Annotated in this window: 15 protein-coding genes; 10 read left to right on the plus strand and 5 right to left on the minus strand. The window is 50.8% G+C overall.

Annotated features, from left to right (window positions below; translation table 11 throughout):
- Positions 1 to 79 precede the first annotated feature (79 nt).
- The 3 genes from fusA to ACGHM3_RS04010 all read left to right on the plus strand — a co-directional run bounded on the left by fusA (position 80) and on the right by ACGHM3_RS04010 (position 5091).
- Positions 80 to 2188, plus strand: coding sequence for an elongation factor G (gene fusA / locus ACGHM3_RS04000; protein WP_345426321.1), 2109 nt, complete (start codon positions 80 to 82; stop codon positions 2186 to 2188).
- Positions 2189 to 2281: 93 nt separating this feature from the next.
- Positions 2282 to 3505, plus strand: coding sequence for an elongation factor Tu (gene tuf / locus ACGHM3_RS04005; RefSeq protein WP_390517762.1), 1224 nt, complete (start codon positions 2282 to 2284; stop codon positions 3503 to 3505).
- Positions 3506 to 3960: 455 nt separating this feature from the next.
- Complete coding sequence (locus ACGHM3_RS04010; RefSeq protein WP_345427662.1) at positions 3961 to 5091, plus strand: M15 family metallopeptidase; 1131 nt, start codon at positions 3961 to 3963, stop codon at positions 5089 to 5091.
- 86 nt (positions 5092 to 5177) lie between these two features.
- On the opposite strand, the gene ACGHM3_RS04015 is transcribed toward ACGHM3_RS04010, so the two are convergent.
- From ACGHM3_RS04015 to ACGHM3_RS04025, 3 genes are all read right to left on the minus strand, one after another.
- The gene (locus ACGHM3_RS04015; RefSeq protein ID WP_345427661.1) at positions 5178 to 5834 is read right to left on the minus strand and encodes an NrsF family protein; all 657 of its coding nucleotides are present in this window, start codon (positions 5832 to 5834) and stop codon (positions 5178 to 5180) included.
- Positions 5835 to 5844: 10 nt separating this feature from the next.
- Positions 5845 to 6426, minus strand: coding sequence for a sigma-70 family RNA polymerase sigma factor (locus tag ACGHM3_RS04020; RefSeq protein ID WP_345427660.1), 582 nt, complete (start codon positions 6424 to 6426; stop codon positions 5845 to 5847).
- A 188-nt stretch (positions 6427 to 6614) separates the two neighbouring features.
- The gene (locus ACGHM3_RS04025; RefSeq protein ID WP_345427659.1) at positions 6615 to 7283 is read right to left on the minus strand and encodes a response regulator transcription factor; all 669 of its coding nucleotides are present in this window, start codon (positions 7281 to 7283) and stop codon (positions 6615 to 6617) included.
- 231 nt (positions 7284 to 7514) lie between these two features.
- On the opposite strand from ACGHM3_RS04025, the gene ACGHM3_RS04030 reads away from it, so the two are divergent.
- The 4 genes from ACGHM3_RS04030 (at position 7515) to ACGHM3_RS04045 (ending at position 11054) form a co-directional block, all read left to right on the plus strand.
- A complete protein-coding gene (locus tag ACGHM3_RS04030; RefSeq protein ID WP_345427657.1) occupies positions 7515 to 8402 on the plus strand; it encodes a glycosyltransferase family 2 protein in 888 nt (295 codons plus the stop codon).
- On the plus strand, positions 8399 to 8701 hold the full coding sequence (locus tag ACGHM3_RS04035; protein WP_345427656.1) for a hypothetical protein: 303 nt from the start codon (positions 8399 to 8401) through the stop codon (positions 8699 to 8701). The genes ACGHM3_RS04030 and ACGHM3_RS04035 overlap by 4 nt, the downstream gene beginning before the upstream one ends.
- A 26-nt stretch (positions 8702 to 8727) precedes the next feature.
- A complete protein-coding gene (locus tag ACGHM3_RS04040) occupies positions 8728 to 9573 on the plus strand; it encodes a transporter (RefSeq protein ID WP_345427655.1) in 846 nt (281 codons plus the stop codon).
- A gap of 83 nt (positions 9574 to 9656) precedes the next feature.
- Positions 9657 to 11054, plus strand: a complete 1398-nt coding sequence (locus ACGHM3_RS04045) for a hypothetical protein (protein WP_345427654.1) — start codon at positions 9657 to 9659, stop codon at positions 11052 to 11054.
- Here the strand turns inward: ACGHM3_RS04045 and arsS are convergent.
- A complete protein-coding gene (arsS, locus tag ACGHM3_RS04050) occupies positions 11034 to 12023 on the minus strand; it encodes an arsenosugar biosynthesis radical SAM (seleno)protein ArsS (RefSeq protein WP_345427653.1) in 990 nt (329 codons plus the stop codon). The genes ACGHM3_RS04045 and arsS overlap by 21 nt on opposite strands.
- 229 nt (positions 12024 to 12252) lie before the next feature.
- Here arsS and ACGHM3_RS04055 point away from each other — a divergent pair, with 229 nt between their 5' ends.
- From ACGHM3_RS04055 to ACGHM3_RS04065, 3 genes are all read left to right on the plus strand, one after another.
- Positions 12253 to 14436, plus strand: coding sequence for an FAD-dependent oxidoreductase (locus tag ACGHM3_RS04055; protein ID WP_345427652.1), 2184 nt, complete (start codon positions 12253 to 12255; stop codon positions 14434 to 14436).
- On the plus strand, positions 14426 to 15229 hold the full coding sequence (locus ACGHM3_RS04060) for a DUF547 domain-containing protein (RefSeq protein ID WP_345427650.1): 804 nt from the start codon (positions 14426 to 14428) through the stop codon (positions 15227 to 15229). Before ACGHM3_RS04055 ends, ACGHM3_RS04060 begins: the two co-directional genes overlap by 11 nt.
- A 125-nt stretch (positions 15230 to 15354) precedes the next feature.
- A complete protein-coding gene (locus tag ACGHM3_RS04065; RefSeq protein WP_345427649.1) occupies positions 15355 to 16395 on the plus strand; it encodes a methyltransferase domain-containing protein in 1041 nt (346 codons plus the stop codon).
- Positions 16396 to 16453: 58 nt separating this feature from the next.
- Here the strand turns inward: ACGHM3_RS04065 and ACGHM3_RS04070 are convergent, their stop codons facing one another.
- A complete protein-coding gene (locus ACGHM3_RS04070; protein WP_345427648.1) occupies positions 16454 to 17533 on the minus strand; it encodes a methyl-accepting chemotaxis protein in 1080 nt (359 codons plus the stop codon).
- Between the last annotated feature and the right edge of the window lie 119 nt (positions 17534 to 17652).

A 17652-nucleotide genomic window follows, 5' to 3' on the forward strand; every position in this document is an offset into this window, starting at 1 on the left:
TACTCGCTGCCTTTTGTGGTTTTAAAACCCGCTAAATTATTCAGCGCAGGTTTATCTTTTTATCTTGGGGGATTCATCCTTGGCACGTAAAACACCCATCGCCCGCTATCGAAATATTGGTATTTGCGCTCACGTAGACGCGGGCAAAACCACAACGACAGAGCGCGTTCTGTTTTACACTGGCTTGTCTCATAAAATCGGTGAGGTGCACGATGGTGCCGCCACCATGGATTGGATGGAGCAAGAGCAGGAACGAGGTATTACCATTACCTCCGCTGCCACTACGTGTTTCTGGGCCGGTATGCAGCAGCAGTTTGACCAGCACCGCGTCAACATTATTGATACTCCCGGGCACGTTGACTTCACCATTGAGGTGGAGCGCTCGCTGCGCGTTTTAGATGGCGCGGTGGTCGTGTTGTGTGGCTCCTCCGGTGTGCAGCCACAAACCGAAACGGTTTGGCGCCAGGCCAATAAATACGAAGTGCCTCGCATGGTGTTCGTAAATAAAATGGACCGGGCGGGTGCCGATTTTCTCAGCGTAGTTGACCAATTGCGCGAGCGCTTGGGTGCCAACCCAGTGCCTCTGCAAATGACCATTGGCGCCGAAGACGAATTTAAGGGTGTTGTTGACCTAATTAAGATGAAAGCCATTCACTGGTCGGAAGACGACATGGGAATGACTTTTGAGTACGGCGACATCCCTGAAGACCTGCAAGATGAATGCGAAAGCCTGCGTGAAAACTTGGTAGAAGCGGCGGCGGAAGCCAACGAAGAGTTGATGGAAAAATACCTCGAGGAAGGTGAGCTTACTGAGGAAGACATCAAAGTCGGTATTCGCGCGCGCACCTTGGCCAACGAAATTGTGCCAGTGGTTGGTGGCTCAGCCTTTAAGAACAAAGGTGTGCAAGCCATGTTGGATGCAGTCATTGAGTACTTGCCGTCGCCCACGGAAGTAAAAGCCATTGAAGGTACGCTCGATGACGGCGAAACCGTGGATACCCGTGAAGCGGACGATTCCGCCCCCTTTGCAGCCCTAGCCTTTAAAATTGCCACCGACCCCTTTGTGGGTACGCTGACCTTCTTCCGGGTTTACTCAGGTAAGTTGGAAAGCGGCACCGCCGTCTATAATTCGGTGAAAGGTAAAAAAGAGCGGGTTGGTCGAATGGTGCAGATGCACTCCAACTCGCGGGAAGAAATCAAAGAAGTACTGGCCGGCGATATCGCCGCTGCTATTGGTCTAAAAGACGTCACCACCGGTGACACCTTGTGTGATGAGCACAAGAAAATCATCCTCGAGCGCATGGAGTTTCCCGAGCCGGTAATCTCTGTAGCGGTGGAGCCTAGATCCAAAGCGGATCAGGAAAAAATGGGTATCGCCTTGGGTAAATTGGCACAGGAAGATCCATCTTTCCGCGTTAAAACCGACGAAGAAACGGGCCAGACGATTATCTCCGGTATGGGTGAGTTGCACCTGGATATTATTGTTGATCGCATGCGCCGGGAATTCAGCGTTGAGGCGAACATTGGCAAGCCGCAGGTGGCCTACCGCGAACGTATTACCAACACCTGTGAAATCGAAGGCAAGTTTGTTCGTCAATCCGGTGGTCGCGGTCAATTCGGTCATGTGTGGGTGAAATTTGAACCTGCCGAAGATACCAATGCCGAAGGCTTAGAATTCGTTAACGAAGTGGTTGGCGGTGTGGTGCCCAAAGAGTACATCCCAGCGGTGGAGAAGGGTATTGCCGAGCAGATGAAAAACGGTGTGGTTGCCGGTTATCCGCTGTTGGGTTTAAAGGCTACCTTGTACGATGGCTCGTATCACGACGTAGACTCTAACGAAATGGCCTTTAAAATTGCCGCTTCCATGGCTACCAAAGAGCTGCGCAACCAAGGTGGCGCGGTGTTGTTGGAGCCGGTTATGAAAGTTGAAGTGGTAACACCGGAAGAAAATATGGGCGATGTTGTGGGCGACTTAAACCGCCGCCGCGGCATGATCCAATCTATGGATGAAAGCCCGTCCGGAAAAGTTGTAAACGCGGAAGTTCCGCTGGCAGAGATGTTCGGTTACGCCACCGATCTTCGTTCTGCCACCCAAGGACGCGCAACATTCACCATGGAGTTCGACAAATACGCCGAAGCGCCTAAAAATGTTGCCGATGAAATCATTGCCAAAAACACCGTGGGGTGATGATCGCGCCGGCCAATACGCAGTTGATTGCGCACAGTAGACGTGTAGTCCGTTGGCCGACATTTTATTTTTATTACATCAGAGGATAGCCAAGTGGCAAAAGAAACATTTGAACGCAGTAAGCCCCACGTAAACGTGGGCACCATTGGTCACGTTGACCACGGTAAAACCACTCTAACTGCAGCCCTGACTCGTGTATGTGCCGAGGTTTGGGGTGGCGCTGCGGTAGCGTTTGACGGTATCGATAACGCACCAGAAGAGCGTGAGCGTGGTATTACCATTGCAACTTCTCACGTTGAGTACGATTCTCCTACTCGTCACTACGCCCACGTAGACTGCCCAGGACACGCCGACTACGTTAAAAACATGATCACCGGTGCTGCACAGATGGACGGCGCGATCTTGGTATGTGGTGCTACCGACGGCCCAATGCCACAAACTCGTGAGCACATCCTGTTGTCTCGCCAGGTTGGCGTGCCTTACATCGTAGTATTCCTAAACAAAGCTGATTTGCTGGCGGAAGACTGTGGCGGCGTTGATTCAGAAGAATACGCTGAGATGCTCGAGCTGGTAGAAATGGAAATCCGTGAGCTGCTAGACACTTACGAATTCCCAGGCGACGACACTCCAATCATCGCAGGTTCTGCTCTGATGGCTCTGAACGGCGAAGACGGCAACGAGTTGGGCACTTCTGCTGTTAAGAAATTGGTAGAGACTCTGGATGAGTACATCCCTGAGCCTGAGCGTGCCATCGACGGTGCCTTCATTATGCCAATCGAAGACGTATTCTCAATTCAAGGTCGTGGTACTGTTGTTACCGGTCGTGTTGAGCGCGGTATCGTTAAAGTTGGTGAAGAAGTTGAAATCATCGGTATCAAAGACACCACCAAGACTACTTGTACCGGTGTTGAGATGTTCCGTAAGTTGCTGGACGAAGGCCGTGCTGGTGAGAACGTTGGTGTTCTTTTGCGTGGTACCAAGCGTGACGAAGTAGAGCGTGGTCAAGTGCTGGCTAAGCCTGGTTCAATCACTCCGCACACCAAGTTTGAAGGCGAAGTATACGTGTTGGGTAAAGATGAAGGTGGTCGTCACACGCCATTCTTTAAAGGTTACCGTCCGCAGTTCTACTTCCGTACTACCGACGTAACTGGCGCTTGTGAGCTGCCAGAAGGCGTTGAAATGGTAATGCCAGGTGACAACATTCAAATGACTGTTACCCTGATCTGCCCAATCGCCATGGACGAAGGTTTACGCTTCGCCATCCGCGAAGGTGGTCGTACCGTTGGTGCTGGTGTTGTAGCCAAAATCATCGAGTAATCGAATGATTTTGGCGCACCACTTGCGCATCATAAAAGCCCGGCCCATCTGCGCCGGGTTTTTTTTGCCTAAAATATCGCGATATCGCCAAAATTTTACCGACTTTGTTCGTAAAACGTGATGCCATCTCCTGTTTTAATGGCGCGATATACGCTAATTTGGTGCTGGGAGACTGTGGCAATTGCCGACGCGGCATCTAAGTTCTCCAATAGGGAGATTTAGATTGCTATTGAGTTGTAGTAGCAGGGCCAGCGCTTTGTTCGCTCTCCATTTGATCAAAAAACGAGCATCGCGCATGTCGGTAGATCTTCATATTACTGAATTGAGAATGATTTATACTGATATGTACATTTGAACGCCCGTTTGATCAACAGATGCTGGGTTTTAGCAGGAAGGCCACTTAAATAACTGCTATCTTATGTAACATGTATTAATAGTTATCCATTGGAATAGATGTGAAACGAAGATTATTTATTGCTGCGGGCTTGGGTGTAGCCGCCAGCCCGCTTGTATTTCTGCGTAAGGGCTCCGAAGAAGCGCCAGTTGCTGCTTTGTCGGAATTGCTACCAGATGGCGGTGATACTATTCCTGTATGGCAGCAAATCGATCCCATGCAAGATCGCGAAGTCGTACCCTTGTCTCGTATTTTGCGCCCAGCCGAGCAGCAAGAACCACCGCAAGAGCAGTTAGCACTGGCCAGCGAACAGGTGGATTTGGTTGATGATCAAGCGGAACTGGCAGATGACCAATCCCAAGAGGCTCAGAACATGGACAGCAGAGACAGCCAAACCATGGCAGTCAATGCTCGTAATCAAGCTCAAGTCATCGCCCCGCAGCCCGGTGCGGACGAAACTCTGTCATCCGATGACGCTCTCGGCGATATCGACAAAAGTATCTACTTTGCCCACGACTTCATCGGCGATATCTACGTTAGTGAGGCCAATCAAGCGCACTTGCAGGCCGTCTTTCAGCGCTTAAAGCGTTTACAAAATACCATCGGCTTTGGCAATTTCAATATCGTTAGTTTCGACCAAGCTTTGTCCTATGCTAAGTCGTTTAGTCAGGTTGGCGCCTTCACTCAAGAAGAGCTGGACTTTATTGACGAGCTGTTTGCCTTTAACTCCGCAGATTACGGTTTTTACGGCGACAAGGTCACGGCTAATTTAACCCAGAGTATCAAGCCGGAACAGGTCATCAAGGTTCCCTACACCGGGCACTATCTATTTAAGGATCAATCTCTGGCCTATTACGAAAAACTGAAAAAAGACGTTGGTGAGAATATAATTCTCACCTCGGGTATTCGCTCTAACGTAAAACAGTTGTATTTGTTTTTAGCGAAGACCGTTAGTGTCGATGGCAACTTATCTCGAGCCTCTCGCTCCCTTGCTCCGCCCGGATATTCCTACCACGGCATTGGCGATTTTGATGTAGGCAGAGTTGGTTGGGGTGCAAGGAACTTCACCGGTGATTTTGCTGAAACCGATGAATTTAAAAAGATGCAAGATCTTGGTTACATCGCTATTCGATATGATCAAGGTAACAAGCTGGGTGTTCGTTTTGAGCCTTGGCATATCCAGGTGGTTTAAAGCCTAAAGCTTTACCGTTTGAGTTCGATAAGAAATACAAAAAAGCCCAGGTCAAAACTGGGCTTTTTTGTATCTGCGCGGTAACTTTACCGGTCGATCTTCTTCCTTTGTTTGCGTCGGTACAAAACCGCAAACACTGCAGTTGCCGCTAGGGCTAATACTGCTAGGGGTAGAATGTGTGCCGAGAAAATATGTGAAATAGAATAAGCGCAGGCAATGTGCATATAGGCCGTAGGGATTAGGCCTGCAGCTAGGCTGCAGTAAAAGCCAGTGCGTTTCGGAGCCAGCGGATAAAGCCGTAGGCAAGTAATCATGGCTGGAATAAAAAATAAAAGGGCGTAACTGATGATAAATACCCAGCACATAAACTCGCTGGGAGGCGTTCTATCCTCTGCTGTGGGCAGCCAAATGCCAACCGCGTACTGAGCTAGCCACGTTAGTGTAAGTAACCCTCCCCATCGCGCCGGGGTAGCCGAGTTTTCTCCTGGCACGGCACTGCGGAAAGCCGCTAGGGTTAGCATTACAATGGCGGCGACCACGTTAATAAGCTCAATGGTGAAACGTACATTGTGCGTAATCAGCTGCCACAAATCACCGCGCACCGGCCAAAGAAAATTGGCTGCAATGGCTAATGCAGCAACGGCCGCAGATAACCATATCAAGGCGATGAGATTGGGTGACAGCGTCGGTTTCACCGGCTGCAAATTGTTGGATAATGATTGTATAAGAGTCTGATTGTTCATGTTTAACGTGCTACTTAAAGCCGGCAGTGACAAATTGTTTAAGCTGGTTCAAACCGCGATGAACGCGTACTTTTACCGCCGATTCTGAAATACTGAGTTTTTGTGCAGCTTCGATATTGGAATACCCTTGTATTTTAGTCAGCTCAATCGCCGCCCGAGAGGCTTCTGGCAGTTGCTCCATAAGCTGCTTTTGCAATGCCGTTCGGGTATAGGATTCTTCCAGACTGATGCTTTCTTCCGTTGTGGCCTCCAGCTCCTCGGCCAATTTTTGCGTAGTCTTTATTTTGCGCAGGTAGTCAATGGAGCGATTACGTACGATGGCAAACAGCCAAGGGCGAAACAGGCGTTTGGGCTGGTACGTATGCCGCGCATTGTGTATCGCCAAAAGAATATCCTGGGCGCAGTCTTCAATAAATTCCTGGTTGCCAACCCGCCGTCGTAAATAGCGAATGATGGCAGTATTGAGTTCCACCAGTAGTCTTTGATAAGCGCGTTCATCGCCGTTTTGCGCGTCCACCATCCATTGCGACCAGCGTTGCTCGTCGGCGTCGAAAGTGTTGTGCGCAGCATTATTTGATGATGCGTTAGACACGAGTATTTCCGTATATCCTTGGTTGAAATGCCGAAGCCTGGGAAAATGTTTTAATACCTTAACGTACAAAGTTTGTGCAGTGCTAGTGTTTAAAAAGCTGATAACTACAGCTCTAGCGCCGAAGTTGGGTATTCTTCCCGCCGTGGGCATTTGTCCTGCTACTAAAGTATGAGGAATACCTACGCCCACTAACTCAGCTGCTCAAGTTTGTAACCAACGCCCCACACGGTTTCAATTCTGGCCTTACAGCATTGCATGGCCGAAAGCTTCTTTCGCAGGCGGTTAATATGATTGCTCACTGTGTGGTCATAGCCTTCAAAGTAACGACCCCAAACGGTATCGATTAGCTCGTAACGGCTGTAGACGCGTTTGGGCTGGTTGATGAATAGCCACAGCAGCTCAAACTCTTTGGGCGTTAATTTCATTTCCTGCGTCTCGCACCAGGCTCTGCGCTCTACTTTACTCACGCATAGGCCGCCGTAGGTGACCGTTGCGGCGTGCAGAGCAGTAGACTTCTCTTCATTGCTGTAATGGCTAATCGGTGCTGTCGCTGCTGTTGGCCGGGCACCAGCATTACTGGGATGTATTAAAACGATGGGCACGCCAGCAGGATGATTACAGCCCAATGGATTTTGGTCTGCGCTCATTGGCTGATTGTGCCCACTGAGAACCGATACCTGCCATTCTGGGCCAAACGTACTGCTAGTTTCAGCCAAACCGGCCTGTTGCAAAGTGTGGCGTATCAGATCTCCTAGATCGGAATCTGAGTCTCCAGAGCCAGCACCTGCGCCCGTCTTGGCCACAGTGGTTTGGGTGGTTATCGCAGTGTCTGCGCGTTCAACGTTTCGCAAATCCATAATTAGCCTCAATCGACAGTTTTTCAGTGATCGGACCTGCCATGGTGGTTTGGCGGCTCCGGTGTAATTTATCTCTATTACGTGGCCGGTGGCTTTTTAGTTACATACTTCTTCTCATCGGTGACAGTCCCTTTTTGCGACAGATTCGTGCTGAATTAATGTGGCTTTGAGGAAGAACGGCTAAGCGTCATTTGGTTGACTGTGCCTCATTCGAATTGAGGTGCTTTATCTATGAGCAAAGCGAACGGTTATCCGGTTATCAAATCCGGTATGCATTCATTGGTGTCTTGGCGAGTGTCTGGCGTCGGCCAGGCTGATGCTCTACTGGTGAGTGTGATTATGCCGGTATTAAACGAAGCGGACACACTCGGTAATTCCGTCGCTTCGTTGCAATCGGTGTTAGATGCTAGCGCCTGGTGCGGCCACTACGAAATTATTGTGGCCGATAATGGTTCAACCGATGGCTCAGCGAGTATCGCTAAGGCTTTAGGTGTGCGTGTCATCACTGTGCCCACCATGGGTTATGGCTCGGCCTGCTGGCATGCGTGCCAGCAGGCACAAGGCGGCATATTGTTATTTTTCGATGGTGATGGTTCGCCTCATCCGGCAGATTGCATTGCCTTAATCCAACAGATTCATTCTGGCGCCGGCCTCGCCATCGGTGTGCGTCAATGCCCAGAGCCCAATTCCATGAGCCGGGCGCAAACATTTGGCAACGCACTCGCGTGCTTTTTAATGCGTGTGCTGTGGCGTATTCCCGCCTCGGACATCGGCCCACTGCGCGCCATTACGCGCACCGTGTTTGATCAAATAGAACTGCGAGACCGCGGCTTTGGTTGGACCGTAGAAATGCAAATTTCGGCGGCCACGGCGGGCTTTCCCATTGTTGAGATACCCGTGCGCTGGCGCGCTCGTGCTGCAGGTGTATCGAAAATAGGCGGCACATGGCTTGGGGTTATGCGAGCTGGCTGGGGCATTCTTGGCAAAATCGCAGTTGTGCGATTGCGCGACAGTTTTCGCGACAAACAGCCCATTCGTTATCACTGCGTAGATCACTGCGATGCATTTACGGATTTAACTTTTTCTGAAACCACTCACTCACCAAGGAAACCGTTATGAAATCTCCCTCTTTACTAAGGCACGCTTTTTTTGTTGTGGCTATTTTGGGCGTTGCTAGTTTTGCCCAGGCTTCTGGCTCTGATGCTGGCGCCAGTGCTAAAACCGGCGATGCTGCGGCCTACCAGCTGGGCAAGCAAATATTTGCCAAAAAGTTTGCTTGCAAATCCTGCCCGCTGCATAAGCAGCGTTTGAATAAAAGCCTCGCTCAAGAAGTTTTGATGGGCAAACCCAACGTTGCAATGTCAGAGGACGAAAACCAGGCGTTACAAGTCTTTTTACAGCGCCGATTTAAATTGTAATTAAACACACCTAGGAGACTCAATTTATGAAACGAATTACTCGTATCAGTGCTCTTGTACTTGCCGGTGTCTCTGCCAATGTTTTGGCTGAAGGTACGTCGCCTTGGCTTCCTATTCCCGGTCAGCTGTCCGTAAGTGTGGGCTATGCAGATCAATCCGGCGATTCTGCTTACATCGGCACCCAGGAATTGGATATAGACCAAATCACCGGCGGCGGTGCCGATGAATTTGAGCGCGAAACCTCTACCATCGCCTTGAGTTATGGTCTTAGTGACAGTCTAGCCTTGGATGCCGTGGTGTCCTACGCCGAAGTGGACTCCGGCCGAGCCGACAGTGATCGTGGCTTGGGCGACAGCTTGCTCGGTTTAAGTTGGCGGGTTAGTGACGAATATGTGCAAACCCAGTTGCCCACGATTACGCTTCGCGTGGGCGCTATTCTTAAGGGTGCCTACAATGGCGCTCGTCTTGCCTCCATTGGCAAAGATGCCAATGCGCTAGAGTTTGCAGCCATTATTGGTAAATCCTTTACGCCTTGGTTATCGCTGTCTGCCCAAGCCGGGGTGCAAGACTACGACGACGATGTTCCCACCTATTATTTTTACGAGTTGGGCGCCCACTTTACTCCGGCTCCGGGTTGGAGCATTGGCCTTGGCTACGCCGAAAAGGAGGGTGACACCGATTTGGACATTGGCGAGCCCGGTTTTTCACCGGCCCGTTTCCAAGAGGTGGCGGAGGAGCGTTCTATGGTGAAGGCCTCGGTGGGATACGGGTTCGGTAACCAGGGCATTGCGCTACTGTTTAGCCAGGTGGTTGATGGCAGAAACACCGTGGAGGATGACTCCCTGGGCTTCAGTTATACCTACGCGTTTTAATCCAGATTTAACACGCTTGAGCCATGTTATCCGCTGCGTTACCAGGGCATAAACCCCGTGGCAGATTAACGCCCGTGTGGGTTATGCCGCTGGTGATGGTCTGTGCGCTGATGAGTGCGTTGGTGTTACCGGTGTTCACCCGCTCGGCGGCCACATTGCTGGCTGGGCAATGGCCGGAGGCCGGGCAGGCTTTGGCCGTTGCCAGCAACAGTGTACTAGGTGTTATTGCGGTGGGGTTAGTGTGGCACTTTAACCTAGGGCGGAGTATTTCGCGCCGGCGCATTTTTGTGCTTGGCGCGGTGCTGGCCGCCATCGCTGGGTTTTCGCCGCCACTTTTGGAAGACGATTTTTACCGCTACCTTTGGGATGCCTATCAATGGCACACCCAGGCCAGTCCTTACACTTACTCCCCTAGCGATTTTTTTGGTGATGAGCAACTTGCCCCGCGCTGGCAGGAAATTTTAACCGGTATTAATAATCCGCATTTGAAAACATTGTATGGCCCGGTCTTGCAGTATTTATTCTATTTGGCCTATTGGCTTGCGCCCGGTGAATTGTGGGCTTGGCAACTTGTTTTGTGGCTTATTTATCTCGGTGGCTTGCTTTTAATACTGAAAACCTGCGCCGATAAAAACGGCCCGCTGTGCTATGCGTTACACCCATTAATTTTGCAAGAGGCTATCGCCTCAGCCCACCCAGATCTCTTAGTGGGGCTATTGTTGTTAGTGGCGTTACTGTGTTGGCAGAAGCGGATGCCAGTGGTGTTGGGCGCGGTTTTAGGTGTGGCCATTGCCACAAAGGTCTCTGCTTTGGTGGTGGCACCGTTATTTTGTTGTGTTCCGCCATCGCAGTGGGCTTGCCGAGTAAACGCCGAGCAAAGTTCACGTCACTCAATATTGAGTTGGCTTTGCCTTACTTCGATGGCTGTGATGCTGATGTTGGTGCTGTTCTATGGCCCAGTGGTTTGGCATACGGCTCGCAGTGGTGCTTCTGCGTCCGAGTTGGACTCGCTATTGGTGTTTGGTCATCAATGGCGCTTTAATCCGCTGAGTTATCGAGTGTTGGAGCTATTTTTACCCGCCGCTTTAGCGCGGCTATTGTGCGCGCTGGTGTTACTGTTCGGTTGCCTTGGGCTGATAACCTTGATGCTGGCATTGGCACACCGCTACCGGCGTTTACCCGTGGTATTTCTATTGCTGTTATTGCTGTTTTTATCGCCGGTGGTTAATCCTTGGTACTGGCTTTGGTTGCTGCCTTTGGCGTGTTATTTAGCGCGGCCCTGGGTTGTCTTAGTTGCCGTATTTGCACCTGTGTCCTACATCAATAGTACAGTGCTGGCACAGATAAATAGTCAGTATCTGGCTAGTACGGAGCTTCCTTTTCTGGTGCCCTGGTGGGTGACTCTATTGCAATTAATGGCGTTCGCTTGGCTGTTGTTATCCGAGTGGCGCTGGTTTGCGTCAGGCTCGAGCGATAATTGATTCAGGTTCGTTGGAGCTGTGCGCACCGCTGCAACTGCTGCCTTGTCCTGCGGTACAGCCGTAGCAGTGGTCGGCCACGGTGATGTTTGAGCTGGCCGGGTTGTGGATGAGTAGATCGCGCAGATGGGGTCGCTCACTAATCTGCGCTGGCATTTCCAGCATCTGATTAAAATCGCAGTCGTACAAATTGCCCTGCCAATCCACACTCAACTGCTGACGGCACATTACCGATGCTAGGTTTGCCGTTTGGTGTGCCTGTTTCAAGGTTTGCATATACGGGGCAAACTCGCCTCGGCTGTGTAGCATGCTGCCGAACCGTTGAATAGGCATGTTGGCCAAAACAAACAGTAGATTAAATTCAATACCAAATGTGTGGTAGAGCTGATGTTTGTATTGATGCTCTAACTCACTTTGTGCTGGTGGTAGGGTGGCGCCTTGGGGGTTGTACACCAAATTTAATATCAGTGCAGAGCCTGCTTTGCCGTAGCCTAACTGGTTAAGTGCTTTAAGGCCGGCAATACTGCGCTCAAACACGCCCTGGCCTCTCTGGTTGTCGACGTTGTCCGCGCTATAGCAGGGTAGTGAAGCCACTACCTCAACCTGATGCTGCGCCAAAAACTCCGCCAGATCGGCTTGTCCGGGCTCGGATAAAATGGTCAGGTTACAGCGGTCTATAATGTGGATGCCTTCGGCGTGGGCGGCGCGTACAAGGCGCTTAAAGTCCGGGTTCAATTCTGGTGCACCGCCGGTTAAATCTAGCGTAGTGACGCCGAGTTTAACGGCCGCGGCCAACACTAAGTCCACCGTGGCGGGAGTCATCATTTCGGTGCGGGTAGGGCCGGCATTGACATGGCAGTGCAAACAACGTTGGTTACATCGATAGCCGAGGTTTACCTGTAAGGTAGTAACGGTATCACGCCGGATGGCCGGGAAATCTGTCGGCGTCAGAAGGGGGCGGGTATCAAACATAAAAGCTGCCTCAGCTAATCATTTTGGCTGTACATTGGACCTAATACGGTTGCACGCGATGAAACGTTACTTCCATGCGCTTTAGCGCGGACATTGAGTTTACGCTATTAATTTAAGTAACCCTAGGCCACGGCGTGTGTAACCAAATAACTCGATGCTGCGTATTTAGCTGCACAGGATTTATAACGCCGGGTGCCGCCCGGCATTTATCAACTTTTTGGAGTAATCAATGAAAAAGATTGCAGTGCTGATGATATTGGCATTGTGCGTGGTGGCTTTTTTTGTTTTTGACTTGGCAAGTTTGCTTACGTTGGAACAGCTTAAGGCCAGTATGTCGCGATTCAGTCAATGGCGAGATGCCAACCCGATATTGGTATCCGCCGCATTTTTTGTGCTTTATGTGGCGGTTACGGCCTTGTCTTTGCCAGGGGCGGCGGTAATGACACTAGCCGCCGGGGCACTCTTCGGATTGCTGTGGGGCGTGATTTTGGTTTCCTTTGCCAGCTCATTGGGGGCTACGTTGGCTTTTTTAGTTGCTCGCTATTTGCTGGGCGACAGTGTGCAGAAAAAATTCGGCGATCGCCTAAAAACCATCAATGATGGCGTTAGGAAAGACGGTGCTTTCTATTTATTTACGCTGCGCTTGGTGCCTATTTTCCCGTTTTTTCTGATCAACCTATTGATGGCGCTAACGCCTATTCGTAGCACCACATTTTATTGGGTAAGCCAGGTGGGCATGCTGGCCGGCACGGCGGTATTTGTGAACGCGGGTACTCAATTGGCAAAACTGGACAGCTTGGTCGGTATCCTATCACCGGCGCTGTTGTTGTCTTTTGTTTTGTTGGGGGTGTTTCCCTGGGTTGCTAAAACGGTGATCTCAGTGATCAAGCGTAAGCGTGTCTACGCCGGTTATTCCAAGCCAAAACGTTTCGATCGAAATATGGTGGTCATCGGTGCCGGCGCAGGTGGCCTGGTTACCTCTTATATTGCAGCCGTTGTTGGGGCGAAAGTCACCTTGGTGGAAGCGCACAAAATGGGCGGTGATTGTTTAAATACCGGCTGTGTTCCCAGTAAAGCGTTAATTAAATCTGCCAAAGTGGCAAAGTTGATGCGCAGTGCAGAAAACTATGGGTTGGAAAACCTCAGCGGATTAGAAAACCACAGCGCGCAGTTTTCCATGGCAAAAATTATGGCCAGGGTGAACGAGGTTATCAAAACCATTGAGCCGCACGACAGCATAGAGCGTTACACCAATTTAGGCGTAGAGGTGATAGAAGGCTACGCCAAAATCATTGACCCTTGGACCGTGGAAATTGCCCGCAATGATGGCCAGACACAAACCTTAACCACCCGCTCTATTGTATTGGCCACCGGCGCTGAACCGGTTGTACCGCCGCTGCCCGGGATAGAAGAGGTTGGGTATCTCACCAGCGATAACTTGTGGCAGACGTTGTCCTCTTTACCCACCGTACCTAAGCGTTTGGTTGTGCTTGGCGGTGGCCCCATTGGCTGCGAATTAACTCAAAGCTTTGCTCGCCTAGGCAGCCAGGTTACCCAGGTTGAAATGGGGGATCGAATTATGGCGCGAGAGGATGGCGATGTATCTGATTTCGTAAAAGCGCGATTGGAAGCCGACGGGGTTACTGTGCTGACTGGCCATAAAGCGCTGCGCTGTGAAATCAACGGCGATGAAAAATCCATTATTGTTGAGCACCAAGGCCAAGAAGTCAGGATTAGCTTTGATTATCTACTCTGTGCCGTGGGTCGCAAGGCGCGCTTGACTGGCTACGGCTTGGAAGACTTGGCGATTCCCGTGGACCGAACCATCACGACCAACGAATATTTAGAAACTCTATACCCGAATATCTTTGCCGCCGGGGACGTGGCGGGCCCCTACCAATTTACTCACACCGCTTCGCACCAAGCTTGGTATGCCGCCGTCAATGCGTTATTTGGCAATGTGAAAAAATTTAAAGCGGATTATCGAGTCATCCCTTGGACGACCTTTACGGAGCCCGAAGTGGCACGGGTTGGCCTTAATGAGCAGGAAGCAATAGCGGCAGGAACGGACTATGACGTAACCGTTTATGGCATAGACGACCTGGACCGCGCCATTGCTGAATCTGAGGCCGCTGGATTTGTGAAACTGCTGACGGTGCCGGGCAGCGACAAGATATTAGGAGTGACCATTGTGGGCGAGCACGCCGGAGAATTGCTGGCCGAATATGTGTTGGCGATGAAGCATGGCTTGGGCGTCAATAAAGTTTTTTCCACCATTCATACCTATCCCACATGGTCCGAGGCCAATAAATTTGTGGCAGGCCAGTGGAAACAGGCCTCTGCGCCTACCCACTTACAACCCTGGTTAAAGAAATACCATGCTTGGAGACGAGGAGCCAGCAATGAAAATTAAACATCTAGTCGCCGCCTGTGCGGTTTCATTGGCCGCCGTTGGCAATAGCTGGGCGGAGGGTTTTAACCACAAGGGTTGGGACCAATTACTCAAGGAACATGTGGCTAGTACCGATGATGGCAATTCAACTCAAGTGGATTATGCCCAGTTTGCTAGCAAGCGTGATGAATTAAAAACCTATTTGGACAGCTTAGCGTCTGTGTCGCAAGACGAGTTTGATGGTTGGCCTAAAGCGGATCAGCTGGCTTTTTTAATTAATGCCTATAACGCCTGGACCATAGAGTTGATTTTGTCGGCGTGGCCCGATTTGGACAGCATTCGTGACCTGGGCAGTCTGTTCACATCGCCCTGGGAAAAAGAGTTTGTGCCTTTGCTAGGTGAAACACGCTCGCTGGACGATATCGAGCATGGGCTTATAAGAGGCTCCGATCGCTACCAAGACCCGCGCATTCATTTTGCCGTTAATTGCGCCAGTATCGGTTGCCCGGCACTGCGGGCGGAGGCTTACCTCGGCGAGCAGTTAAACGACCAGTTGGAGGCGCAAACCCACGCCTTCTTAGCCGATGCTAGTCGCAATCGCCTGCGCGCAGATGCGCTGGAGTTGTCATCGATTTTTAAATGGTACCGCGAAGACTTCGAAAAGGGCTGGCGAGATTTTTATTCTTTGGAGCAGTTTTTACTGCAATACGGTAGCAGTTTGCAACTGACACCAAAGGTTACGCAGAAGCTTGAGCAAGAGAAAATGGCCATCGATTTTTTAAAGTACGATTGGCAGCTGAATGCGAAACGCTAACGGCAAAGTGAGCGAGTGCTAAACGTTATGAGCGATATTTATTGCGGCGCTAAGCAAGGAGTTAGCACCGTTTGGTGCCTGTGCGTCGGTAGGCAGTAAATGGCGAAACTATCCAGGAGAATAAAATGTACGATGTGGTAAGTGATTACTATGGCAAGCAACTGCAAAGCAGTGGTGACTTGAAAACCGATGCCTGCTGTGACTTTAGTACCGTGCCGCAGTGGTTAAAGCCGTTGCTGTCCAAAATTCACCCGGAAGTGACCGCCCGTTATTACGGCTGCGGTTTAGTATGCCCAGAGCAGCTAAGCGGTTGCCGAGTTTTAGATTTAGGTTGTGGCACCGGGCGGGATGTTTTCGCCCTGGCACAAATGGTGGGGGATAACGGTGCCGTGGTTGGCGTCGATATGACCACCGAACAACTGCGAGTGGCTGAGGATTATCAACTGTGGCACGCAGAGCAATTTGGCTTCAATAATGTTTCTTTTATACCGGGTAAGATAGAGCAGCTGTTATCCTTGGGGCTTGAGTCAGGTTCATTTGATATTATCGTCTCCAATTGTGTTATCAATCTATCGCCAGACAAACAGGCGGTATTGGAAGGCGTAAAACAATTGCTGAAACCTGGCGGTGAATTTTATTTTTCCGATGTTTATTGCGACCGCAGACTACCCACTGCCATTCGCCAGGATCCAATCCTGTACGGCGAGTGTTTGGGTGGTGCATTGTACTGGCAAGATTTTATCGACCTGGCAAAGGCCGCTGGGTTTGGTGATCCGCGCTTAGTGGCGGATCGGCCACTGGCCATTACTGATGACGCGGTTATGGCCAAGGTGGGGACGGCCAAGTTCTTCTCGGCAACCTACCGGCTGTTTAATATCGACGAGCTAGAAACCGCTTGCGAGGATTACGGCCAGGCGGTGATTTATCGCGGCGGCATCGAGCACCACGCACAGGCGTTTTCGTTGGACAAGCATCACAGCATCGAAGCCGGCCGAGTATTTCCGGTGTGTGGTAACACTTGGCGCATGTTGCAGAGCAGTCGGTTCGCCCCGCATTTTGAATTTATCGGCGATTTCACTCGCCACTACGGTATTTTTAACGGTTGTGGCACCGACATACCCTTTACCAACGAAAACACCATTGGCGAAAGCGCGCCTTGTTGCTAAACGAAAAAAACGCGCAGTGGTTGGCTGCGCGTTTTTTCCTAAACTACGGAGTTGCGGTTTAATGTAACTCGTGGATTAAGCGATTAATGGCATTGACCGCCAAAATACTGGCTTCTTCCATCTTGGCGAGGTGTTTGGCGGCTAGGTCGATCTCACCGGTTTTTGCCATTTCCAGTGCCTGGTTTCCCGAGGTGTGAACTTTCTGATGGGGTAGCTCAATATCTCGGAAGCCGGGGATATCTTTGAAATGCGACGCGCCATCGCCATGGTAATACCACTCGCCCAACTGGCAATCGCGGTGTGAGCTTAGCGGCCGGTCGTAGTTGCTTTGCTCAATCATGCTGTAAACGCTGTTTTTCCACACCGCGTGTTGAATTTTGGCGGTGTTAAGATGAGCAATGGTGGCGTTCTTATCGATCACTGAGCACATTTGCTTGGAGCGATTGATTACTTCATTAACCACCCGGTCAATCTGAGTGGAACACACACCCACTTCTTCGGCGTTTTCACTGCTCACGGATACCATGGATTCAATGGCGTCGGTTTGTTTCAACACATCTGCCACCAGGGCATCAATGCTATCACTGGCTTGGTGGGCTTTGCTGGCCAGTTGACGAACTTCATCGGCCACCACCGCAAATCCGCGTCCTGCTTCACCGGCTCGGGCGGCCTCAATAGCAGCATTCAGCGCCAACAGGTTGGTTTGGTCGGAGATCTCTTGGATGGTGGACACCAACTGCTTAATAGATTGCGCAGTGGTGCTCAGCTCACGCACGGACTCACCACTGCGGCTGGCCTGGCTATGGATGTTATTGGCGCGGCTGGACAGCTGCTGCACCGCCGCTTGGGTTTGCTCAAAAATATCGCCCATCTCGCTGATGGCGGAACGCTCCCGTTCCAGAAGTTGAGCGTTACTCAGTAGATCGTCGCCCACTTGGTTGAGCATATCCGCGCCTTTCAGCTGCTCTTTGGCGACGATTTTTGAGGTAGCGTATTTTTTCTCTGTGGCTAGGTACTGAGATTCTGAGTTCTCCAGTTCCTGCTCGTATTGATGAACCTTTTCCCGCAGCGCTTGGTTCTCGGCTCTGAGTGCCTCTAGTTCTTGGTTGTCTTGGCTGTTGCCCCGGTTAAACCACACGTGTCCACCTCAAAATAGTTAGTCGTCAATCGTTAGCAGGCTATCGGCGCAAAAAAAGCATTCTTGAGTCAGAATTGGCGCGAAAAACACTATTTTACAATTCGCTGGTATAACGGTTG

The sequence above is a fragment of the Halioxenophilus aromaticivorans genome (assembly GCF_042850945.1).
GTDB lineage: Bacteria > Pseudomonadota > Gammaproteobacteria > Pseudomonadales > Cellvibrionaceae > Halioxenophilus > Halioxenophilus aromaticivorans.

Bases quoted from the DNA above. Each gene is read 5' to 3' on its own strand.
- ACGHM3_RS04065 (WP_345427649.1), top strand. From the start codon at position 15,355: ATGTACGATGTGGTAAGTGATTACTATGGCAAGCAACTGCAAAGCAGT.
- ACGHM3_RS04055 (WP_345427652.1), top strand. From the start codon at position 12,253: ATGAAAAAGATTGCAGTGCTGATGATATTGGCATTGTGCGTGGTGGCT.
- ACGHM3_RS04035 (WP_345427656.1), top strand. From the start codon at position 8,399: ATGAAATCTCCCTCTTTACTAAGGCACGCTTTTTTTGTTGTGGCTATT.
- ACGHM3_RS04025 (WP_345427659.1), bottom strand. From the start codon at position 7,283: ATGGATTTGCGAAACGTTGAACGCGCAGACACTGCGATAACCACCCAA.
- ACGHM3_RS04045 (WP_345427654.1), top strand. From the start codon at position 9,657: ATGCCGCTGGTGATGGTCTGTGCGCTGATGAGTGCGTTGGTGTTACCG.
- ACGHM3_RS04060 (WP_345427650.1), top strand. From the start codon at position 14,426: ATGAAAATTAAACATCTAGTCGCCGCCTGTGCGGTTTCATTGGCCGCC.
- ACGHM3_RS04030 (WP_345427657.1), top strand. From the start codon at position 7,515: ATGAGCAAAGCGAACGGTTATCCGGTTATCAAATCCGGTATGCATTCA.
- ACGHM3_RS04040 (WP_345427655.1), top strand. From the start codon at position 8,728: ATGAAACGAATTACTCGTATCAGTGCTCTTGTACTTGCCGGTGTCTCT.
- arsS (WP_345427653.1), bottom strand. From the start codon at position 12,023: ATGTTTGATACCCGCCCCCTTCTGACGCCGACAGATTTCCCGGCCATC.
- ACGHM3_RS04015 (WP_345427661.1), bottom strand. From the start codon at position 5,834: ATGAACAATCAGACTCTTATACAATCATTATCCAACAATTTGCAGCCG.